The organism is Rahnella sp. JUb53, assembly GCF_004346065.1.
GTDB classification, from domain to species: domain Bacteria; phylum Pseudomonadota; class Gammaproteobacteria; order Enterobacterales; family Enterobacteriaceae; genus Rahnella; species Rahnella variigena.
Window position 1 is genome coordinate 426,158 of record NZ_SLYT01000001.1, and the last position, 19,694, is coordinate 445,851.

18 protein-coding genes and 2 tRNA genes are annotated in these 19,694 nt (G+C 53.6%); 15 read left to right on the plus strand and 5 right to left on the minus strand.

The annotated features are described in order from the left end of the window. Positions 1 to 244 precede the first annotated feature (244 nt). The 6 genes from EC840_RS02070 to EC840_RS02095 all read left to right on the plus strand — a co-directional run bounded on the left by EC840_RS02070 (position 245) and on the right by EC840_RS02095 (position 7,157). Positions 245 to 1,465: an aspartate aminotransferase family protein gene (locus tag EC840_RS02070; protein WP_132963867.1), complete on the plus strand. Its 1,221-nt coding sequence runs from the start codon at positions 245 to 247 to the stop codon at positions 1,463 to 1,465. A gap of 28 nt (positions 1,466 to 1,493) precedes the next feature. Beyond that, positions 1,494 to 2,567, plus strand: coding sequence for an arginine N-succinyltransferase (astA, locus tag EC840_RS02075; protein ID WP_132963868.1), 1,074 nt, complete (start codon positions 1,494 to 1,496; stop codon positions 2,565 to 2,567). Then, positions 2,564 to 4,042, plus strand: coding sequence for a succinylglutamate-semialdehyde dehydrogenase (gene astD, locus EC840_RS02080; protein ID WP_132963869.1), 1,479 nt, complete (start codon positions 2,564 to 2,566; stop codon positions 4,040 to 4,042). Before astA ends, astD begins: the two co-directional genes overlap by 4 nt. Before the next feature lie 10 nt (positions 4,043 to 4,052). Further along, positions 4,053 to 5,396, plus strand: a complete 1,344-nt coding sequence (gene astB / locus EC840_RS02085; protein ID WP_132963870.1) for an N-succinylarginine dihydrolase — start codon at positions 4,053 to 4,055, stop codon at positions 5,394 to 5,396. 18 nt (positions 5,397 to 5,414) lie between these two features. Continuing rightward, the gene (gene astE, locus EC840_RS02090; protein WP_132963871.1) at positions 5,415 to 6,395 is read left to right on the plus strand and encodes a succinylglutamate desuccinylase; all 981 of its coding nucleotides are present in this window, start codon (positions 5,415 to 5,417) and stop codon (positions 6,393 to 6,395) included. Positions 6,396 to 6,638: 243 nt separating this feature from the next. Further along, positions 6,639 to 7,157 (plus strand): DUF4760 domain-containing protein, encoded by a 519-nt coding sequence (locus tag EC840_RS02095; RefSeq protein WP_129638624.1) that lies wholly within the window; start codon positions 6,639 to 6,641, stop codon positions 7,155 to 7,157. 63 nt (positions 7,158 to 7,220) lie between these two features. On the opposite strand, the gene EC840_RS02100 is transcribed toward EC840_RS02095, so the two are convergent. Further along, positions 7,221 to 7,310, minus strand: a tRNA-Ser gene (locus EC840_RS02100). Positions 7,311 to 7,585: 275 nt separating this feature from the next. Between EC840_RS02100 and EC840_RS02105 the strand changes: the two genes are divergently transcribed. Together EC840_RS02105 and EC840_RS02110 are read left to right on the plus strand one after the other, a co-directional pair. After that, positions 7,586 to 8,911 carry an MFS transporter gene (locus EC840_RS02105; protein ID WP_132963872.1) on the plus strand — a complete coding sequence of 442 codons (1,326 nt, stop codon included), beginning with the start codon at positions 7,586 to 7,588 and terminating at the stop codon, positions 8,909 to 8,911. Next, positions 8,908 to 9,660: a GolD/DthD family dehydrogenase gene (locus EC840_RS02110; RefSeq protein ID WP_132963873.1), complete on the plus strand. Its 753-nt coding sequence runs from the start codon at positions 8,908 to 8,910 to the stop codon at positions 9,658 to 9,660. The genes EC840_RS02105 and EC840_RS02110 overlap by 4 nt, the downstream gene beginning before the upstream one ends. Before the next feature lie 69 nt (positions 9,661 to 9,729). On the opposite strand, the gene EC840_RS02115 is transcribed toward EC840_RS02110, so the two are convergent. Next, positions 9,730 to 9,819 (minus strand) — tRNA-Ser (locus EC840_RS02115). A 396-nt stretch (positions 9,820 to 10,215) separates the two neighbouring features. On the opposite strand from EC840_RS02115, the gene EC840_RS02120 reads away from it, so the two are divergent. The 4 genes from EC840_RS02120 to EC840_RS02135 all read left to right on the plus strand — a co-directional run bounded on the left by EC840_RS02120 (position 10,216) and on the right by EC840_RS02135 (position 14,215). Continuing rightward, on the plus strand, positions 10,216 to 11,697 hold the full coding sequence (locus EC840_RS02120; protein WP_129638627.1) for an oligopeptide:H+ symporter: 1,482 nt from the start codon (positions 10,216 to 10,218) through the stop codon (positions 11,695 to 11,697). A gap of 123 nt (positions 11,698 to 11,820) precedes the next feature. Next, positions 11,821 to 12,762, plus strand: a complete 942-nt coding sequence (gene ghrA, locus EC840_RS02125) for a glyoxylate/hydroxypyruvate reductase GhrA (protein ID WP_132963874.1) — start codon at positions 11,821 to 11,823, stop codon at positions 12,760 to 12,762. Positions 12,763 to 12,829: 67 nt separating this feature from the next. Further along, positions 12,830 to 13,570 carry a phosphatase gene (locus tag EC840_RS02130; RefSeq protein ID WP_112288252.1) on the plus strand — a complete coding sequence of 247 codons (741 nt, stop codon included), beginning with the start codon at positions 12,830 to 12,832 and terminating at the stop codon, positions 13,568 to 13,570. A gap of 60 nt (positions 13,571 to 13,630) precedes the next feature. Then, positions 13,631 to 14,215 (plus strand): molecular chaperone, encoded by a 585-nt coding sequence (locus tag EC840_RS02135; protein ID WP_112288251.1) that lies wholly within the window; start codon positions 13,631 to 13,633, stop codon positions 14,213 to 14,215. 72 nt (positions 14,216 to 14,287) lie between these two features. Here EC840_RS02135 and EC840_RS02140 read toward each other — a convergent pair whose 3' ends face one another. The 3 genes from EC840_RS02140 to mdtH form a co-directional block, all read right to left on the minus strand. Further along, complete coding sequence (locus tag EC840_RS02140) at positions 14,288 to 14,851, minus strand: lipoprotein (protein ID WP_120162656.1); 564 nt, start codon at positions 14,849 to 14,851, stop codon at positions 14,288 to 14,290. Between the two features lie 151 nt (positions 14,852 to 15,002). After that, entirely contained in the window at positions 15,003 to 15,650 is a 648-nt protein-coding gene (gene grxB, locus EC840_RS02145; RefSeq protein ID WP_129638629.1) for a glutaredoxin 2, read from the minus strand. Positions 15,651 to 15,916: 266 nt separating this feature from the next. Continuing rightward, on the minus strand, positions 15,917 to 17,122 hold the full coding sequence (mdtH, locus tag EC840_RS02150) for a multidrug efflux MFS transporter MdtH (RefSeq protein WP_112288248.1): 1,206 nt from the start codon (positions 17,120 to 17,122) through the stop codon (positions 15,917 to 15,919). 212 nt (positions 17,123 to 17,334) lie between these two features. On the opposite strand from mdtH, the gene rimJ reads away from it, so the two are divergent. From rimJ to EC840_RS02165, 3 genes are read left to right on the plus strand one after another with little or no spacing between them, the layout of a single operon-like run. Continuing rightward, entirely contained in the window at positions 17,335 to 17,922 is a 588-nt protein-coding gene (gene rimJ / locus EC840_RS02155) for a ribosomal protein S5-alanine N-acetyltransferase (RefSeq protein ID WP_132963875.1), read from the plus strand. A 10-nt stretch (positions 17,923 to 17,932) separates the two neighbouring features. Next, the gene (locus tag EC840_RS02160; RefSeq protein ID WP_132963876.1) at positions 17,933 to 18,586 is read left to right on the plus strand and encodes a YceH family protein; all 654 of its coding nucleotides are present in this window, start codon (positions 17,933 to 17,935) and stop codon (positions 18,584 to 18,586) included. 12 nt (positions 18,587 to 18,598) lie between these two features. Continuing rightward, positions 18,599 to 19,510 (plus strand): Gfo/Idh/MocA family oxidoreductase, encoded by a 912-nt coding sequence (locus EC840_RS02165; protein ID WP_132963877.1) that lies wholly within the window; start codon positions 18,599 to 18,601, stop codon positions 19,508 to 19,510. Positions 19,511 to 19,694: the final 184 nt, after the last annotated feature.

The window sequence follows — 19,694 nt, forward strand, 5'->3', positions numbered from 1 at the left end:
TTCATTTATTATGCAATTAAAGTGAATAACGGACGGTATTAAGTGGTTGTTTTTTCTCGATGTCACTTTTTCTATTCACTTTTTCCCTTTGCTGGCATGAAGACTGCACTCTATTATGTGACTGAGTGAGATTATTTATTAACTTTTAAATAACAAACCAATAACCAAGTTTCCTGCCGGTATGGGGGGCAGGCTCCTGCACCCTGAATTCAGCCAGTCACTGGCCTTACATTAAGAGGTTTATATGGAACACCAACAGCAGCCACAAAACGTCAGCCGCCAGAACTTTGATGACTGGATGGTGCCGGTATATGCCCCTGCGGCGTTTATTCCCGTGCGTGGTGAAGGATCCTGGCTGTGGGATCAGGCGGGCAAAGATTATGTCGATTTTGCGGGCGGCATTGCCGTGAATGCGCTGGGTCATGCGCACCCGGAAATCCGTAAAACGCTGCACGAACAGGCGGATAAAGTCTGGCATCTGGGTAACGGTTACACCAACGAACCGGTGCTGCGTCTGGCCAGGCAACTGATCGACGCCACCTTTGCTGACAAAGTCTTTTTCTGTAACTCCGGCGCGGAAGCTAACGAGGCGGCGCTCAAACTGGCCAGGCTGTACGGCAATAAAGCTGGTGGTGAAAAGAATGAAATCGTCGCTTTCAAAAATGCCTTCCATGGCCGCACGCTGTTTACCGTGACGACCGGCGGTCAGCCTAAATATTCCGAAGATTTTGCGCCATTACCGCAAGCGATTACCCATCTGCCGTTTAACGATCTGGCCGCTGTCGCCAGCCATATTTCTTCCCGCACTTGCGCAGTGATTGTTGAGCCTATTCAGGGCGAAGGCGGGGTGGTGCCGGCTGACGCTGAATTCCTGCAAGGACTGCGTGAGCTGTGTGACAGGCATCAGGCAGTGCTGATTTTCGATGAAGTGCAGACCGGCGTCGGGCGTACCGGCGAGTTGTATGCCTATCAGCATTACGGCGTGGTGCCGGACATTCTGACCAGTGCCAAGGCGCTGGGCGGTGGTTTCCCGATTGGCGCGATGCTGACCACCGACCGTTATGCCGCGCTATTCCAGCCGGGCACCCACGGCACTACTTATGGCGGTAATCCGCTGGCGACGGCGGTGGCGGGTAAGGTGTTTGAGCTGATTAACACGCCGGAAGTGTTAGCCGGAGTCACTAAACGACATGACTGGTTTATCGCCGGGCTTAAACGCATTAACGACCGATATCAGGTGTTCAGCGAAGTGCGCGGCCAGGGTTTGCTGATCGGCGCTGTAATGAGCGAGCGTTATAAAGATCAGGCCAAACAGCTGAATACGCTGGCGGCGGAAGAAGGGCTGATTGCGCTGATTGCCGGACCTAACGTGCTGCGCTTTGCGCCATCGCTGATTATTCCGGGTGCGGATATTGAAGAAGGGCTGAACCGCCTTGAGCGAGCTGTCGCGCGCCTGTGCGTGTGATTAATTGGGTAAAATGAGGTAGAGCATCATGATGTTGATTAGACCTGTGCGGCCCGGCGATCTCGCCGATATTCTGCAGTTATCAGGCAAAACCGGCATCGGTTTAACGTCTTTGCCCAAGGATGAAGCGCATTTACGCGGGCGGATTGAGCGATCGGTAGCGACCTGGGAAGGTCGTCTGGATAAAGGCGAGCAGGGCTATCTGTTCGTGCTCGAAGACACCGAAAAGCAAAAAGTAGTCGGCGTGAGTGCCATTGAAGTGGCGGTCGGATTGAGTGAGCCGTGGTACAACTTTCGCCTCGGTACACTGGTCCATGCCTCCAAAAGCCTGAACATTTACAAACCGGTGCCGACGTTGTTTCTCAGCAACGATCACACCGGTTATACCGAGCTTTGCACGCTGTTTCTTGATGCGGATTACCGCAACGGTAAAAACGGTCAGCTGCTGGCAAAAGTGCGTTTCCTGTTTCTCGCGGCGTTCCGCGAATACTTCTCGCGCAAGGTGATCGCTGAAATGCGCGGAGTCTCCGACGACAATGGGCATTCTCCATTCTGGGACAGCGTCGGGCGGCACTTCTTTGGTATGGAATTCGCCGAAGCCGATCGTCTGACCGGCATGGGGCAGAAATCCTTTATCGCCGAACTGATGCCGAAACATCCTTTATATACCGAACTGCTCAGTCATGAAGCCCGTGAAGTGATCGGCGAAGTGCATCCGCAAACTGCACCGGCGCGTGCAGTGCTTGAAGGCGAAGGGCTGCGCTACGAAGGTTATGTGGATATTTTCGATGCCGGTCCGACGCTCGAGGGCGAAATAGATCAGTTACGCGCGGTGAAAGAAAGCCGCCTGCTGCCGGTGCGACTGGCGGAAGAACGCAGCGGTGACGATGAGCCGCTGTATCTGGTCGCTAATGAGCAGTATCAGAACTTCCGTGCCCTGCTGGTTCCGGGAGGTGACACCCCGGAAAACCTGTCACTTAACGCCGCCGAAGCCGAAATACTCGGCCTGCGCGAAGGCGATTCGTTGCGTGCCGTGGCACTTTTTCCCGGCAGCTCCGTTACTCCCGCAACCCAAAATCTCAAAAAGGAAAGTCTCGCATGATGCAACCTGCACTTTTTATTCAGGGCCAGTGGCGCAGCGGACAAGGCGCGCAGCTCAACAAAACCAATCCGGCGGATAACACGTTGTTATGGTCGGCGCTGAGCGCCAATGCAGAAGATGTCGACGCCGCCTGTGCGGCAGCGCGCACGGCATTCCCGGCATGGGCGCGTAAAACCCTGGCCGAACGCGCGGAAGTGATTCAACGTTTCGCGGATTTACTGACTGAACACAAAACCCGGCTGGCAGAGATCATCAGCCAGGAAACCAGCAAACCACGCTGGGAAACGCTGACCGAAATTCAGGCAATGATTGGCAAAGTGGCGATTTCACTGGAAGCTAATCAGCACCGTACTGGCGAAAAACACACCGCTATGCCCGACGGCGAAGCGGTTCTGCGCCACCGGCCCCACGGCGTGCTGGCCGTTTTCGGCCCGTATAACTTCCCCGGCCATCTGCCGAACGGACATATTGTTCCTGCCTTGCTGGCGGGCAATACGCTGGTCTTCAAACCGAGTGAACTGACGCCGAAAACCGCCGAAGAAACCGTGAAGTTGTGGCAACAGGCAGGGCTGCCGGAAGGTGTGCTGAATCTGGTGCAGGGCGGTCGTTCCACCGGCGAAGCGCTGGCGGCCTGCGGCAATATCGACGGGTTGTTGTTTACCGGCAGCGCGGGCACCGGTTACCAGTTGCATCGACAACTGGCCGGGCAGCCTGAAAAAATTCTGGCGCTGGAAATGGGCGGTAACAATGCGCTGATTGTCGAGCCGGCAGAAGACATTGATGCGGCGGTTAACCTGACCATTCAGTCGGCCTTTATTTCTGCCGGACAGCGTTGTACCTGTGCGCGCCGCCTGCTGGTGAAAGAGGGCGCGGCGGGGGATGCGTTTATCGCCCGTTTGCTGGACGTGACCATGCAGTTGCGTGTGGGCGGCTGGAATGACGATCCGCAGCCATTTATGGGGGGCGTTATTTCTGACGCTGCGGCTCGCAATATGCTGAAAGCGCAGGACGAACTGCTGGCGCTGGGCGGAAAGCCCTTGCTGTTGCTGACTCGTCCGGATCCGCTCAATACCGTGCTGACGCCGGGGATCATCGATCTGACCGGCGTGGCGGGCATTCCTGATGAAGAATATTTTGGTCCGTTGCTGGGCATTTATCGCTACAGCGATTTCGATCATGCCATCGCCCTCGCCAATCAGACACGCTTCGGCCTGGCAACCGGACTGATCTCTGCTGAGCGCTCTCAGTTTGAGCAGCTATTATTGGAAGCAAGAGCAGGCATTGTTAACTGGAACAAACCGCTGACCGGCGCATCAAGCAACGCGCCTTTCGGTGGCATCGGCGCTTCAGGCAACCACCGTCCGAGTGCTTATTATGCGGCGGATTATTGTGCCTGGCCGATGGCCTCGCTGGAAACAGACAAGCTGGAACTCCCTGCGACGTTGTCGCCTGGTATTGATTTCCGTACAACCTGAGGAGACAGGAATGTCTGGATGTGAAGCAAATTTCGACGGATTAGTCGGGCCAACGCACCATTATGCGGGGCTGTCGTTTGGCAACGAAGCCTCGACCAAAAATCAGAATGCAGTCGCCAATCCGCGTCTGGCGGCGAAACAGGGCCTGCTGAAAATGAAAGCGCTGGCTGACCTGGGTTTTGCGCAAGGGATTTTGCCACCGCATGAGCGTCCGCATCTGAGCACATTGCGTAAAATGGGTTTTGGTGGCAGCGACCGTGAGGTGCTGACCAAAGCTCAGGCGTATTCGCCACGTTTGCTGTCATCGCTGAGTTCGGCGTCTGCCATGTGGGTCGCGAATGCAGCAACCGTTTCGCCTTCAGCGGACAGCGCCGACGGGCGCGTGCATTTCACCGTCGCGAACCTGAACAATAAATTCCATCGTGCAATCGAGGCTGAAACCACATCTGCAATTTTGCGTGCCACATTCCACGCGGATAAATATTTTGCCCATCACGACGCATTGCCTCAGGTGGCGGCGCTGGGAGACGAGGGCGCCGCCAATCACAACCGTTTATGCGGCGCATACGATAAACCCGGCGTGCAGGTGTTTGTTTATGGCCGTGACGGGCTGGTGAACGACGGGAATGAACCGCTACGTTATCCGGCACGTCAGACCCGTTTGGCCAGTGACGCCGTGGCGCGTTTACATCAGCTTGATGAAAAGCGAACGGTGTTTATCCAGCAAAATCCGCACGCCATCGACAGCGGCGTTTTTCATAACGACGTGATTTCTGTCAGCAACGGCAACGTGCTTTTCCATCATGAACAGGCGTTTGTGAATTCAGATAAAGCACTGGCCGAAATCCGCAAAAAGATGGCGGCGCTTGAGCTGGATTTTCAGCCGATTGAAGTGCCGCAGTCGAAAGTGTCGCTCGATGATGCGGTGGCGACCTATCTGTTTAACAGCCAGTTACTGAGCAAAACGGACGGAAAAATGATGCTGGTGGTGCCGGAAGAGTCTCGCCAGCACGCGGGTGTGTGGGCTTATTTGTCGGCGCTGAAAGACAGCGGCGGCCCTGTCGACCAGGTTGAAGTGTTTGATCTGCGGGAAAGTATGCGTAACGGCGGTGGTCCGGCGTGTCTGCGCCTGCGTGTGGCGCTCAACCGCAACGAACTGAACGCCGTGAACGTGGCCTCGCTGATGAGCGACAGTCAGTTTACCCGGCTCAATACCTGGGTAGATACGCATTACCGTGACCGGATGCAGGCGAAAGATCTGGCCGATCCGCAGCTTCTGACCGAAGTGCGTACTGCGCTTGACGAACTGACCAATATTCTGGGGCTGGGTGCGATTTATCCGTTCCAGCGCTGAACCTCAAAGGAGTGAGATATGTTTGATTTACTGGCGACGACGCTTTCCGGCGATGCTCTGACAGAGCCTGCCGGACAAACCGAAACGCTGGACTGGCAGTGGCGCGGTGAGGGCATTCTCGAGCTGTCACCGCGTCAGCCCTGCGAAGCGGCAGTGGTCATTTCTGCCGGTATCCACGGCAATGAAACCGCGCCGGTTGAGTTGCTGAATCAGCTGGTCAGTGAGTTGCTTTCAGGCGAACGGCAGCTGCGCGTCAGGTTGCTGGTTTTGCTGGGCAATCCGCCTTCCATGCGCATCAACAAGCGGTTTGTCGATGCGGACATGAACCGCATGTTCGGCGGGCGTCATGCGCGTTATACGCCGAATGATGAAACCCGACGGACGCAAGAACTCGAACAGGTGATGGCGCTGTTTTACCGCAGTGCTGCGGCTGCGGGAGCCATGCAGCGATACCATTATGATTTGCACACGGCGATCCGCGGATCACAACATGTCCGTTTTGGTTTATTGCCGCTTCAGGCGCGCCGGAAAAGCGAAGCGATGCTGGCGTGGCTGGATGCCGCCGGGCTGGATGCGCTGGTGCATCACCGGTCGCCGGGCGGTACTTTTACGCATTTCAGCAGCGATGTGTTTAAGGCTGACAGTTGCACGCTGGAATTGGGCAAGGCGCTGCCGTTTGGCAGTAACGATCATACGCAATTCACCGGTATCCGCCGCGCGCTGGAATCGCTGGTCAGCGGTGAACCGTTGCCCGTCCGTGAAGCTGCCGCGCCGCTGGTGCATTACCGCGTGGTGCAGGATGTGATCCGCTCACAGGAAGATTTTGAGCTGTATGTCCCGCCCGATGCCCTGAATTTTACGGCGTTCAGCAAAGGTTTTGTTATCGCGCAGGAAAGCGGCAAAACCTACCAGGTCGAAGCAGACGAGGAGGTTGTGTTGTTTCCCAATCCGAATGTCGCATTAGGATTAAGGGCAGGACTGATGCTGGTGAAGATGTGATTTTTTGCGAGATGTCTTCCTGAATTGTTCATACAGTATTGCAAGTTAGCGACCTTGTGCGTACTTTATGCTCATCGGATTCGGCATGATGTTGAATTCATTGCATGTTTTTGTAACGTGAAAACGTTATAAAAACGGCTCAGGGAGGATCATATGAACATGATGTATGACGAATACGATTGGTTTTAAAAGAGACTGATCTCAATAAGGCGGGGAATCCCGCCTTTTTCATGGATGAAAATCATGAAATTTGACGCGTTAGAACTGCAACTCATCAGCAATATCATTCTGCTTATCGGCGTCTTTGTCGCTATAGGCACGATTGTTTATAACGTCCGTATTGCAAAAAGAACTCAGACAGCCGTTTTTCTTTTTGAAAGTCGAACAGATACCCGCTATGCCCAGTCATTGAAAGTACTGAAAAAGGTACATAGTTCAGGAAAGTCTTTCCGCTCATTTGTATTTCCACCGGAAGCTTCACCGCTTACTGAAGAGGAAATCCGTGAGTGTAGTAAGTTCCAATACATTCTTAATTTTTATGAGCGTGTTGCGGTGACCATTCAGAGCGGTATTTATGATGAAGATATGATTAAACGCACTTCTTATTCGACCGTGATCGACACCTGGAACATTGCTGAGCCTTTAATTAAAGCTCTGCGGGAAGAACTGAAATCGGATAATACTTATCAGGAATTTGAATGGCTCGCCGGGCGATGGAGAAATCAGCCACTGAATGCCAAAAGAAGCCGGTTTATCCGCTGAGTACATGATCTTTACCAAAAGAAAAAGGGTCCTGATTTTCATCAGGACCCTTTTTCTTTAATTTGGCGGTGAGAGAGGGGTTCGAACCCTCGATACGATTTCTCGTATACACACTTTCCAGGCGTGCTCCTTCAGCCACTCAGACACCTCACCGTGTTCGTTACAGCGCATGCGTTGCAACGGGGCGCTACTATAGGGAGACAGCCGCGAAGGGTCAAGAAAATTTTCGGGGTTTTGTGCCAGCCGCTCAGACTCTATGCAGCATCAGCCTGCTGAATCTCCACTCTGTGAAGCACCTCAATAGTCATTATCCCTCAGTGCCATTATCGGGAACTGCTGGCAGGCAGGGAAAGGTTTCCTTTTGCCTGTTTTTTATACTCAATCCGCGTCCCTTCCTAACAATAATTTTAAATCAGGATACAGCGGAAATGACTTCAACCTCATCACCTGCCTTTGAAAACCCGTCAGAAATGTCGAAAGTTGTCTTTGGTATGCCCGTCAAACTTTTCTGGGGCTATATCGCCATTGCTATATTTATGACCGGCGATGGCGTCGAACTGGCCTTTTTATCGAAATACATCATTGATATCGGATTTAACGTTTCGCAAAGCGCAATGGTATTCACCGTTTATGCCATCACTGCCGCCATTGCCAGCTGGCTGTCCGGTGGCATCAGCGAGATTTACGGCCCGCGCAAAATCATGGCGCTGGGCGTAGTCTGGTGGGTCGTGTTCCATGTGCTGTTTATCCACTTTGGACTCGCTGCCAAAAACTATCCCCTGATTCTGGTGTTCTATGCGCTGCGCGGTTTCGCTTATCCGCTGTTCTTCTACGCATTCTATGTGCTGGTAGTACAAAGAACACCTTCACACAGGCTGGCGTCGGCGACGGGCTGGATCTGGTCGATGTTCACCATCGGTTACGGCATCATTGCGTCGTTTCTGCCGAGCGTGACTATTCCTCTGTGGGGGTTCCTCACCACATTGTGGATGTCACTGGCGTGGGTGATCGTCGGGGGCGCAATAGCATTGTTAACGCTGAAAGAGCTGCCCTCGCAAAATAAAACGGCGATGCCGGGCGCGGCGAAACTGCTGGAAATCAGCCGTGGTATTACCCTGATATTTGCCAACAGAGATATTTGTCTGGCGCTGATTATCCGCATTCTCTGTAACCTCGCGTTGTTTGGATTTCCTATCTTTATGCCGCTGCACTACACCTCACAAAACGTCGGTTTTACTCCTGAACAATGGATGCGTATCTGGGGCATATTTTTCCTGGTTCAGCCGGTGACTAATGTGCTGTGGGGGATTATCGGTGACCGTATTGGCTGGCTGTTCCAGATGCGCTGGGTTGGCTTCTTCGGTTGCACCATCACCACATTGCTGTTTTATTTCATGCCTTTATATTTCCCGGCAAATCTTGGTATGGCCATTTTCTTCGGGCTGCTGCTGGCCTTCACGATTACCTCTTTTGTGCCGATGGGCGCGATTTTCCCGATGCTGGCACCTGAGCATAAAGGCGCGGCGATCTCTGTGCAGAATCTCGGCGGTGGTATCGGCAATTTTATTGGTCCGGCTATCGCTACGGTGCTGTTCAGTGCCTCGTTTGATATCAAAACGGTGGTGATCTGCTACTCGGCGCTCTATTTCATCGGCGGCGTTCTGACCTGGTTTATCCGCAATCCACAGCCCGCACGGGTTCCGGCAAAGACAGAAACGGACCTGACCTCTCTCACACTGAAGGAAGAAAAATGAACATCAACGAATTTTTTGGCATTAAAGGTAAAATTGCCGTCGTGACAGGCGCATCGGCAGGGATCGGACTGGCAATCACTGAACTGATGATCCAGCTCGGCGCAACCGTCGTGATGGTGGATAAGGATCCGCAGGTTGTTGCCCAGGCAGAGAAACTGACCGGTGACGGGTTCGGTATCGCGGCTGACTTGTCAGACATTGCCGCCATTCCCGCGCTGATTGAGCAGGTTATCGGCCGTTACGGACGGATTGATATTCTGGTGAACAACGCCGGAATAGGCATTCTCGAAGCGGCTTCTGAGGTGAAAAAAGAGAGCTGGGATGCCACGTTGTTAGTGAATCTGACCGCACCTTATTTTCTTTCGCAGGCTGCCGGAAAGTACATGATTGCTCAGCAATACGGGCGCATTGTGAATATCGCCTCGCAGGCGAGTGTTATTGCGCTGGAGAATCATGCGGCGTATTGCACCAGCAAGGCCGGTCTGGTGATCGCGTCAAAAGTGCTGGCGGCGGAGTGGGGGCAATTTGGCATTACCGTTAATACGATTTCACCGACGGTGGTGGAAACGGAATTAGGTAAACGCTACTGGCAGGGTGAAAGAGCGGTGGCCATGACGGCAAAAATTCCCGCAGGTCGATTTGCGATGCCGGATGAAATTGCCGGCGCAGTAGCCTATCTGGTCAGCGAAAAGGCCGGGATGATCACCGGCGAAAATCTTATCGTCGACGGCGGCTATACGATTATCTGAGTTGCTTGTGCGGATTGTCTGAAGCAAAAAAAAGGTCCTGATTTTCATCAGAACCTTTTTTCTTTAATGTGGTGGAGAGAGAGGGGTTCGAACCCTCGATACGATTGCTCATATACACACTTTCCAGGCGTGCTCCTTCAGCCACTCAGACACCTCTCCAGTCGTCGGCTGCACCGCAGTGCTGCTGACCGGCGCTAATGTAGGGAAAAGTGAGCTCAGCGTCAACCCTCTTTTGCAGGATCCGTGCCGATTAGACAAACTTAGAGCAATCTGATGATTTACAGAACAAAAAGCGCGTGAAGGATGAACAACGGTTATCTGGTTGCCGGGCGTGATTAAAATTGCTTATCAGAATGCATAAGTAATTAGAGGTTTTGCATAAAAGCACAATTATCCGGCAAACACTTTTTGTTACGGCGAAATAGCAAGATATGTTGTGGTAATCGCGGGTGGTAGCGGTATAACAATGCACTGTTAAAAAATGCTTCGCATAAGAACTGTACAAGTCACCGATTGAAGCAGAGTTTGTTTATCACATAAGGGCAGGGGTTATTCTTGAGTCAGTCAAATAACGCGACGACGTCGCAACACCGGACGGCAATACCTGCCGGGGCGGGCACATTATTCTTCGTTCAGACATTCGCGACGCTCGGTTTTGCGGTGCTGTATTCCACGCTGGTTTTATACGCCACCAAAAAACTCGGCTTCAGTGAAGATAACGCCAACGCCATCATGGGCGTATTCGGCGCATTCAACTACGGGTTGCATATGTTCGGCGGCTATCTTGGCGGACGTTATCTCAGCAACCGTAATCTGTTCGTGCTCGGCATGGTGTTGCAGGTGTTTGGCTGCGCGCTGATTGCGATGGAAGGCGTGACGGGGCTGTACTGGGGGCTGGCGATGTTCCTGACCGGCAGCGGGCTGAACGTTACCTGCCTGAACATGATGCTGACACAGCGCTTTGCACCAGATGATGACCGTCGCGAATCGGCCTTCCTGTGGAATTACGCCGGGATGAACCTCGGCTTCTTTATTGGTTTCGCGGTGGCCGGTTATTTCCAGCTGAGTGAAAACTATCGCGCGCTGTTCCTGTTCGCCACGCTGGGTAATGTGGCTGCCATTGTCGTGACGCTTTCCCGCTGGTCAATTCTGGCTGACATCAGTACACCGCTCAAAGAGGTCAGCCGCAGTCAGTGGTTGCGCCGGCTGGCGGTGGGTATTGCCATTCTGATCGTGCTGGTGCCGGTGATCCGCATGTTGCTGACCCACGCAGAATTCAGCAGTTACTTCGTGGTGGCACTGGGTATTGTGATTTTCGCGCTAATGACGGTGGTGACGTTCCGCCATCGTAATGCCGATGAGCGTCGCCGCATGAAAGCCTATCTGCTGCTGGCGCTGGGCTCACTGGTGTTCTGGATGTTGTATCAGCTCGCGCCGATGGGGCTGATGCTGTTCTCCGAAAATAACATCAACCTGAATGTGTACGGTATTCGCGTCGCACCGCAGTGGATCCAGAACATTAATACCGTGGTGATCGTCATCGGCGGGCCGCTGATGGCGCTGTGGTTTAACCGTCTGCGTCAGCGCGGCTGGAACATTGATATTCCGGCGCAGTTCTCGGCCTCTCTTTTCTGCATGGGGTTAGGCATGCTGGTGCTGCCGTTGGGTATTCATCTCGCGGGCGGTGACGGGCTGGTGGCGTTTAAATGGATTGCCATCAGCTATGTATTGCAAAGTATCGGCGAACTGCTGATTTCACCTATCGGTTACGCGATGATCGGCAAACTGGCTCCGCCGCGTTACCAGGGCGTGATGATGGGCTGCTGGATGATGGTGACCGGCGTGGCGTCGGTGCTGGCAAGCTACATTTCCGGACTGATGCCGCAAAATGCCGGCAGTACGCCGTTGCTGACCAATCCGGGATACAGTCAGGTGTTTAACGCACTGGGCTGGGGTTCTGTTGCGACAGGTGTTGTGCTGCTCATTCTTATTCCGCTGCTGCGCCGGATGATCCACCGCGAGCCTTCTGTGGCCTGATTTTTGTCATCACAGCACATCATTTAACAAGCCCCGTTCTTCGGGGCTTGTTCTTTTTTGCGTCACAGGGTTGCATCCCGATGATATTCAGGGAAATCTATCCGCTCACAGGAGGCTTTCCCGATGAACATTATTTTCTACCACCCTACATCTGATGCAAAACCCTGGATTGACGGAATAACGAAAAGATTACCGCAGGCCAACGTGCGCGCGTGGAATGCTAATGATCATGAACCGGCAGATTACGCCCTGGTCTGGCGGCCGCCGTACGCCATGCTCGCGCCGCGCACTGCGCTGAAAGGCATTTTCGCGCTGGGGGCGGGCGTCGATGCCATTCTCACGCAGGAACAGCGTCAGCCGGGCACATTGCCTGCCGGTGTGCCATTACTGCGCCTTGAAGATACCGGCATGGCATTACAGATGCAGGAATATGCGCTCGCCAGCGTACTGCGTTATTTCCGGCGGATGGACGAGTATCAGCTGTTCCAGCAACAAAAACAGTGGCGTCCGCTTTCGCCGCATTCCCGCAGTGAATTCACCATCGGTATTCTCGGTGCTGGCGTACTCGGCAGCAGCGTGGCGCAGCCGCTGGTGGATATGCAGTTTACCGTGCGCAGCTGGAGCCGCAGCGCCAAGTCGCAGGAAGGCGTACAGAGTTTCTATGGCAACGATCAACTGGCGGCTTTTGCCAGTGACTGCAAGGTGCTGATTAATCTGTTGCCAAATACGCCACACACCGCCGGTATTCTCAATCATCAACTGTTCACAAATCTTTCGCATAATGCGTATCTGATTAACCTTGGCCGGGGCGGACATCTGGTGGAAGGCGATTTGCTGCGTGCGCTCGACAGCGGACAAATAGTGGCTGCCGCGCTTGACGTTTTCGTCGAAGAGCCGCTGCCGGGTATGCACCCGTTCTGGTCGCATCCGCGCGTGAGTATTACGCCGCACGTCGCTGCTGATACGCTGCCGGAAGAAGCCATGGACAGCATCGTCAGCAATATTCTGGCGATAGAAGCGGGGCGCGAGCCGAAAGGACGCGTCGATCTCGGTCGGGGTTACTGACATTCATCTGCTAACATTATACATGCTGCGGTTATTTCGCCGCAGCGGAAGACTTCAAGGAGAGCACATGCCGTACCCGGTTGATTTACATATGCATACTGTTGCCAGCACACACGCCTACAGCACGTTACATGATTACATTGATGAGGCAGCGGAAAAGGGCATTAAGCTGTTTGCCATCACCGATCATGGCCCTGATATGGCCGATGCACCGCACTACTGGCACTTTATGAATATGCGGGTCTGGCCGCGTCTGGTGAACGGAATCGGCATTCTGCGCGGCATTGAATCGAATATCAAAAACATCAACGGTGATATCGACTGTACCGGCCCGATGCTCAAAGAAATTGACGTCATAATTGCTGGTTTCCATGAGCCGGTGATGCAACCGGTTGATAAAGAAACCCATACTGCGGCGGTCATTGCGGCAATGGCGGGCGGTGAAGTGCATATTATTTCGCATCCCGGTAACCCGAAATACCCGATTGATATTCCTGCTGTGGCGGCCGCTGCCGCAAAATATAACGTCGCGCTGGAGCTGAATAACTCCTCGTTTATTCATTCCCGCGTGGGCAGCGAGCCTAACTGCCGCGCCATTGCGCTGGCAGTCAAAGAAGCCGGTGGCTGGCTGGCGCTGGGATCAGATTCGCACATTGCTTACTCGCTCGGCGGCTTTGAACATTGCGAACGTATCCTGCGTGAAATTGATTTCCCGGAAGAACGTATCCTTAACGTCAGCCCGCGTCGTTTTCTCGATTTTCTTGAAACACGTGGCCGCGCGCCCATTGCTGAATTAAGCGAACTGTGACATTGTCGCGACCAAATTGCGGGTGATTAACCCTTTTCATTGTCTTATCAGGTTACTGTTATGAATGAATTTTCGATTGTCTGCCGCGTGCTGGGCACCTTGTTTTACCGTCAGCCGCAGGATCCGTTACTGGTTCCGCTGTTTGGTCTGATTCAGGACGGCAAGCTGCGCGAACACTGGCCGCTGGAACAGGATGCGCTACTGGTCCGTTTGCAGGAAAGCGCCAATCCCGAAGCACTGGCCGCTGAATTTAACCGTCTTTTTGTCGGCTCAGAATGCGCGGTTTCGCCGTTCCGCAGTGATTATGTTGACGGTGCAAATGAAATGGATGTGCGTACATTCCTGCAACAGCGCGGAATGCCTTTGGGTGAAACGCCTGCCGATCATTTTGGCGGTATGCTACTGGCAGCTTCCTGGCTGGAAGATCAATCGAAGGAAGATGAAGTCAGCGCGCAGATCACCCTGTTTGATGAATTCCTGTTCCCGTGGTGCGGCAAATTCCTTGGTAAAGTTGAGGCCCATGCCACCAGCGGTTTCTACCGCACACTGTCTGAAATCAGTCGTGAAGCTTTGCAGGCGATGCGCGACGAACTGGAAGAGCAGCTGCCGCCAGAGCTGGATGATGCTGAAGAAGACGACCAGTAATCCGGACGACAGAACGTAAAAAGCCCGGCGGTGAGCAATCACGCCGGGCTTTTTATTATCGGTTGACTCAGACTAGTCAGTAAAAGGTATCACTAACTGCCCCGGTTTCACTTCAATGCCTTTCGCCAGTTTCTTCGCCATCGCTTCGCCTTTGCTGTGATCGCCATTGAGCACATAAGCCGGACGCTGGTTGAAATAGGTGTTCAGTGAGTTGTTCAGATAAGGCATCAGGCCTTTCATCACGTTATCCATTTTTTCCGGCTTGATGGTGTAATCCACCACCTGCATATCACGCAGGAAAATGGCGCCTTTCTCACGGTCATACGTCGGATGCGCTTTCAGGGTCAGGCGCATATCGGCTTTTTGCGGACCGAACAATGAAGAGATATCAACATGCGCGTCGCCGGTCAAGGTCACGATGCCGGGTTCTGCGCGGCCAATCTGGCTGCTGAGATTGGTCAGGATCAGTTTTGCATCTACCAGTCCGGGAACACCCAACTGTTTCTCGAAGTTGTTGTTCTTTTGCAGGTAATCATTCACCTGCTGCTCGCTGATGGTGTACTGCGTCAGCTGATTGCAACCGGCCAGTAAACTGGCACATATCAGGACTGCGGCACCCAGAAATCGCTTTGTCATTCTTCCCTCATTACGTAAATGCTATTTTGTCAGCATGACCCGAAAGCGTCATGGCTCCAATCAGACAACGCTGATTAGCCTAAGTGCCGGAGGCAGGGAAGAAAAGGGAAAATTGCCGGAAGCGCACTTCCGGCAGCTAAGTAAGATGTGCTTAGCTCGCGAGGCGAGTTAGCAGATTGACCTGCGTTTGCTTCGCCATATTGTCGCGATAGTCCTGCACGCGCGAAGGCCAGTCAATGCCTTGTACAATTGTCAGCGAACGCAGCAGCGGCCACAGATTAATATCATCCTCGGAAAGCTCGCCGTTCACCGCATTCGGCTCGACGATCAGTTTGTCGAGTGCGCGCAAATCCTGACTGATCTTCTTCACCAGACCTTCGGAATGTTGCAGATGCTCTGCGAAACTGCCGCTGGCGGCCTGTTTTTTATCGGAGAAGTATTTACGCGCTTCCGGCGTGGAAAATTCTTCCAATGGTGCGGCAGCAAAACGCGGCAGCAGAAGACGTCCGGTATATTCAGAAACCTGACGCAACCACGCGGCAATTGACGCATTCAGCGGACCGGTCAGCAGCGGCTTGCCGTCGCTTTTGTCGATGTAATGCACGATATCCATGCTCTCAGGCATGAAGCCGCCATCGGCTTTTTGCAGGACAGGCACCATCTTTTTGCCCACCATCGAAACCGGCGTCTTTTCGTCGTCATTGAGCAGCACTTTGATTTCAACCGGGAGGTTCTTCAAACCGAAAATCATGCGTGCTTTCACGCAGAAAGGGCAATGTTCGTAAACGTAAAGTCTCATAGTTCGTAGCTCCTGTTGTCGCCGGCGGTGACCTGTAGGGTGCATGAAAACTGCCGGATGTAGGTTCGGATTTTATCTAACGCTATGATTCAGTATGGGTATAGATGCGGGTGAGATCAAACCTGCCCGTCATGCTTGTCGCTGTCACTGTGTTGGCTACGCTCGTTTACCCGAATCACTGACCTTTGTCAGCTCATCGGGGTTCACTCGCTTGCCGCCTTGTTACAACGCCAATCATTTTGGGTATTAAAAAAATGAGTAAGAGATCAGCCCCCGCTGAGCATGGCCGGTTCGATACGGCGCAGATTGAATTGCCAGTACAAACCGGTGAGGGTGATAAAGCCGACAACGGCGAGCAGAAACCACGGTAACTGAGGCAGTTGCAGTGCCCGGCCTGTGTCGTACATCCAGCCGCCGCCGGTGTAACCAATCACACCGCCGAGTGCCAGACCGAGACGGCTGAAGCCCATATAACTGCCGCGTGCGCGGGAATCCGCCAGTGATGCGCTGAGGGTTTCACGCGCCGGTTCGGCAATGATGGAACCGATATAGAAGAAGCCAATCAGCAGTAATAACGGATTGATTGAGGTAACCAGACCGACCGGTAACAGGCTGAGTGTCATGATCAGCAATCCAAACATCAGGCGCTGCTCGAGGCGGAAGCGTTTTTCGCTCCAGCGGGCAATCGGATATAAAAATGCCAGTGACAGCACGGCTTCGATGGCGTACATCCATTTCACCGCAGACGGACTGCCCGCGACATCATTGACCGCGATAGGCAACATCAGCATCACCTGCACGGTCAGCATGTAATAGCCGGTGAGCGTCAGGACATAAGCCAGAAAACGGCGGTCGCGCAACACGCGCATCATGCCTTCGCGCATCGGGGTACGCATGGTGGAAATACGGTAAGCAGGTAACAGCCAGGCGTTACAGGCTGCGGCAAGACAGAAAATGGCTGCGCCGGCCCAGCAGACGTAATGAAAATCGTACTGCAACAGCCAGCTGCCGATCAGTGCGCCAATCACAGCACCGGCACTGTCCTGCATCATCATCAGGGAGAAGAAACGGCTGCGCTCGTGGGGACGGGTCAGTTTGATCACCAGCGCGGTACGTGGCGGATCAAACAACGTGCCACCGAGGCCGGAGAGAATACAGGAGCCGACCAGGATCCACGGCTGATCGGCCATCGCCATGGTGGCGAAGCCCGCCGCACGCAATAACATGCCAGTGATAATCATCGGTTTTGCGCCGAACCGGTCAGCAATCGCTCCGCCAAAAATGCCTAATCCCTGTTGCGTAAGCTGACGAACGCCAAGCGCCAGACCGACGGCCATCGCTGCCCAGCCAAGCTGATCGACAAATCGGATCGAGATCAACGGAAAAACCACGAAAAAGCCTAAAATAACCAGCGCGTTGTCTAATAACAGAAAATACTTACCCAAGCTCCGAGCTTGTGATACCAGAGACATGCTTCACCATGAGCGATTATTTGTATCCTGTCCGGTAGATACAGAAAGGAGAAAAGACGCTCCCAGTCTGAACCGGAAACAGGCATTTAGATAGGGCGCTATTGATAATATTTTTTTATCGTCAAGCCGCGTTCTGACTGGCAGAATTAGCGATGATCTGTCGTTTCCTATAAATTCTATTTATCGACCCATGCGGGATGTGGAGGGAAGGGATGTTTGGCTACAAATCTGCCGTGCCAAAGGTGCGGCTTACCACTGACCGGATGGTTCTGCGCCTGGTTCATGACCGTGATGCGCACCGGCTGGCTGAATACTACGCCGAGAATCGTGCGTTTCTGAAACCCTGGGAGCCGGTCAGGGATGAAAGCCATTGTTATCCCTCCGGATGGCAGGCTCGCCTCGGGCTGATTACCGAGATGCAAAAGCAGGGCAGCGCCTATTACTTTATTTTGCTCGATCCCGATGAAAACCGGGTGATGGGTGTGGCGAATTTCAGCAACGTACTGCGTGGCTCTTTTCATGCCTGTTTCCTCGGGTATTCGCTCGGTCAGGAATGGCAGGGCAAAGGCCTGATGCACGAAGCGTTGCAGACGCTCATCCGCTATATGCAGCGCCAGCAAAAGATGCACCGCATCATGGCGAATTACATGCCGCACAATAAACGCAGTGGTCAGTTGCTGGAGCGTCTGGGTTTTGAACGTGAAGGCTACGCGAAAGACTATTTGCTGATCGACGGCAAGTGGCAGGATCACGTGCTGACAGCACTAACCTGGCAAGAATGGACACCCCCGTCCCGATAAGGAGAGCAGTATGAAACACGAACTCAGCGCCCGGGAGGCCCGTGTCGTGGGCTGTTTGCTTGAAAAACAACTCACCACGCCAGAACAATATCCGATGACCCTCAACGGCCTGACCACGGCCTGCAATCAGAAAACCAACCGCGAACCGGTGATGGAACTGAGCGAGAGTGAGGTGCAGCAGACGCTGGATTTACTGCTGCGCAAGCACATCATCCGCACCCTGAGCGGCTCGCGCACCATGAAGTACGAGCATCGTTTCTGTAATTCCGAGTTCGGTAATCTCAAATTTTCCCCGCAGGAAGTGGCGGTGGTCACCACGCTGTTGCTGCGTGGCGCACAGACGCCCGGTGAACTGCGAACCCGCACCAACCGTTTGCATGATTTCTCCGATGTTGCCGAAGTAGAACAAACCCTGACTGAACTGACGAACCGTGAAGACGGCCCGTTCTGTGTGCGTCTGGCCCGCGAGCCGGGTAAACGCGAGAGCCGGTTTATGCATCTTTTCAGCGGAGAAGTCAGCAACGTTGCCGGTGCCGCTGAAGAGCCATTATTCAGTTCAGCGCCGGAAAGTGCAGATCTGGCTGCGCGAGTAGAAACGCTGGAAGCAGAAGTCGCTGAGCTGAAACAGCGTCTGGAAAATTTGTTGCAACACCTGGCTGATTAAAAGGAGCGGGTTGTGAGTAAATTACGAATTGGTGTAATCGGGCTTGGCGGAATTGCGCAGAAAGCGTATCTGCCAGTGCTGAGCCACGCTGAAAACTGGACGCTGGCAGGCGGATTTTCTCCGAATCAGCAAAAAGCACAGGCCGTTTGTGACAGTTACCGCATGGCCTGTTTTTCCCGTATAGATGAACTGGCCAGTCAGTGTGATGCGGTTTTCGTTCACAGCAGCACCGCCAGCCATTACGAGGTGGTCGGGCAGTTGCTGGCGCAGGGCGTGCATGTGTATGTCGATAAACCACTGGCGGCAGAACTTGGTCAGGCTGAACAGCTGGTAGAACAGGCGCAAAAGGCAGGTAAAGCGCTGATGGTCGGGTTTAACCGCCGTTTCGCGCCGTTGTATCGCCAGCTTAAAGAGAACATGCAAGATGCGGCGTCATTACGCATGGATAAACACCGGACCAACAGCGTCGGACCAAACGATCTGCGTTTCACCTTGCTGGACGATTATCTGCACGTGGTTGATACCGCGCTGTGGCTGGCGGGCGGAAATGCCACTCTGGAAAGCGGTCTGCTTCAGATTAACGAAGCAGACCAGATGCTCTACGGCGAACACCATTTCCTGTGTGGCGAAACGCTGGTGACGACATCGATGCATCGCCGTGCGGGAACTGCCCGTGAGAGTATTCAGGCGGTAACGGAAGGCGCGGTGTATCAGCTGGACAATATGCAAAACTGGCGCGAGGAACAGCAGGATATTCTGACGCAACTGCCGGTGCCGGGCTGGCAAAGTACGCTGGCACAGCGCGGATTTGTCGGAGCGATTGAACACTTTGTCGATTGTGTGAACAATCAAACTGCGCCGGAAACCAGCGGTGAGCAGGCGATTTATGCGCAGGCGATGATCGAGAAAATTCTGAATTCTTAAGCTGAGTTCGCAACAGACACGCTTTGCGGGATGGCACGGTTAACACTCTATAACAACATAAAACAACTGCCGGTGGCTATTGCATGGCGGATGCGTAGACTAAGCGCATCTTTGAGCCATGCCGGTTCATCTTTCACGCCTGCTGATGCAGGCGTGGTTGTTTAACTGACTCATTTATCAGCTA

Excerpts from the sequence above, each read along its gene's own strand:
- EC840_RS02070 (WP_132963867.1), top strand. The coding sequence starts at position 245 with ATGGAACACCAACAGCAGCCACAAAACGTCAGCCGCCAGAACTTTGAT.
- astA (WP_132963868.1), top strand. The coding sequence starts at position 1,494 with ATGATGTTGATTAGACCTGTGCGGCCCGGCGATCTCGCCGATATTCTG.
- astD (WP_132963869.1), top strand. The coding sequence starts at position 2,564 with ATGATGCAACCTGCACTTTTTATTCAGGGCCAGTGGCGCAGCGGACAA.
- astB (WP_132963870.1), top strand. The coding sequence starts at position 4,053 with ATGTCTGGATGTGAAGCAAATTTCGACGGATTAGTCGGGCCAACGCAC.
- astE (WP_132963871.1), top strand. The coding sequence starts at position 5,415 with ATGTTTGATTTACTGGCGACGACGCTTTCCGGCGATGCTCTGACAGAG.
- EC840_RS02095 (WP_129638624.1), top strand. The coding sequence starts at position 6,639 with ATGAAATTTGACGCGTTAGAACTGCAACTCATCAGCAATATCATTCTG.
- EC840_RS02105 (WP_132963872.1), top strand. The coding sequence starts at position 7,586 with ATGACTTCAACCTCATCACCTGCCTTTGAAAACCCGTCAGAAATGTCG.
- EC840_RS02110 (WP_132963873.1), top strand. The coding sequence starts at position 8,908 with ATGAACATCAACGAATTTTTTGGCATTAAAGGTAAAATTGCCGTCGTG.
- ghrA (WP_132963874.1), top strand. The coding sequence starts at position 11,821 with ATGAACATTATTTTCTACCACCCTACATCTGATGCAAAACCCTGGATT.
- EC840_RS02130 (WP_112288252.1), top strand. The coding sequence starts at position 12,830 with ATGCCGTACCCGGTTGATTTACATATGCATACTGTTGCCAGCACACAC.
- EC840_RS02135 (WP_112288251.1), top strand. The coding sequence starts at position 13,631 with ATGAATGAATTTTCGATTGTCTGCCGCGTGCTGGGCACCTTGTTTTAC.
- EC840_RS02140 (WP_120162656.1), bottom strand. The coding sequence starts at position 14,851 with ATGACAAAGCGATTTCTGGGTGCCGCAGTCCTGATATGTGCCAGTTTA.
- grxB (WP_129638629.1), bottom strand. The coding sequence starts at position 15,650 with ATGAGACTTTACGTTTACGAACATTGCCCTTTCTGCGTGAAAGCACGC.
- mdtH (WP_112288248.1), bottom strand. The coding sequence starts at position 17,122 with ATGTCTCTGGTATCACAAGCTCGGAGCTTGGGTAAGTATTTTCTGTTA.
- rimJ (WP_132963875.1), top strand. The coding sequence starts at position 17,335 with ATGTTTGGCTACAAATCTGCCGTGCCAAAGGTGCGGCTTACCACTGAC.
- EC840_RS02160 (WP_132963876.1), top strand. The coding sequence starts at position 17,933 with ATGAAACACGAACTCAGCGCCCGGGAGGCCCGTGTCGTGGGCTGTTTG.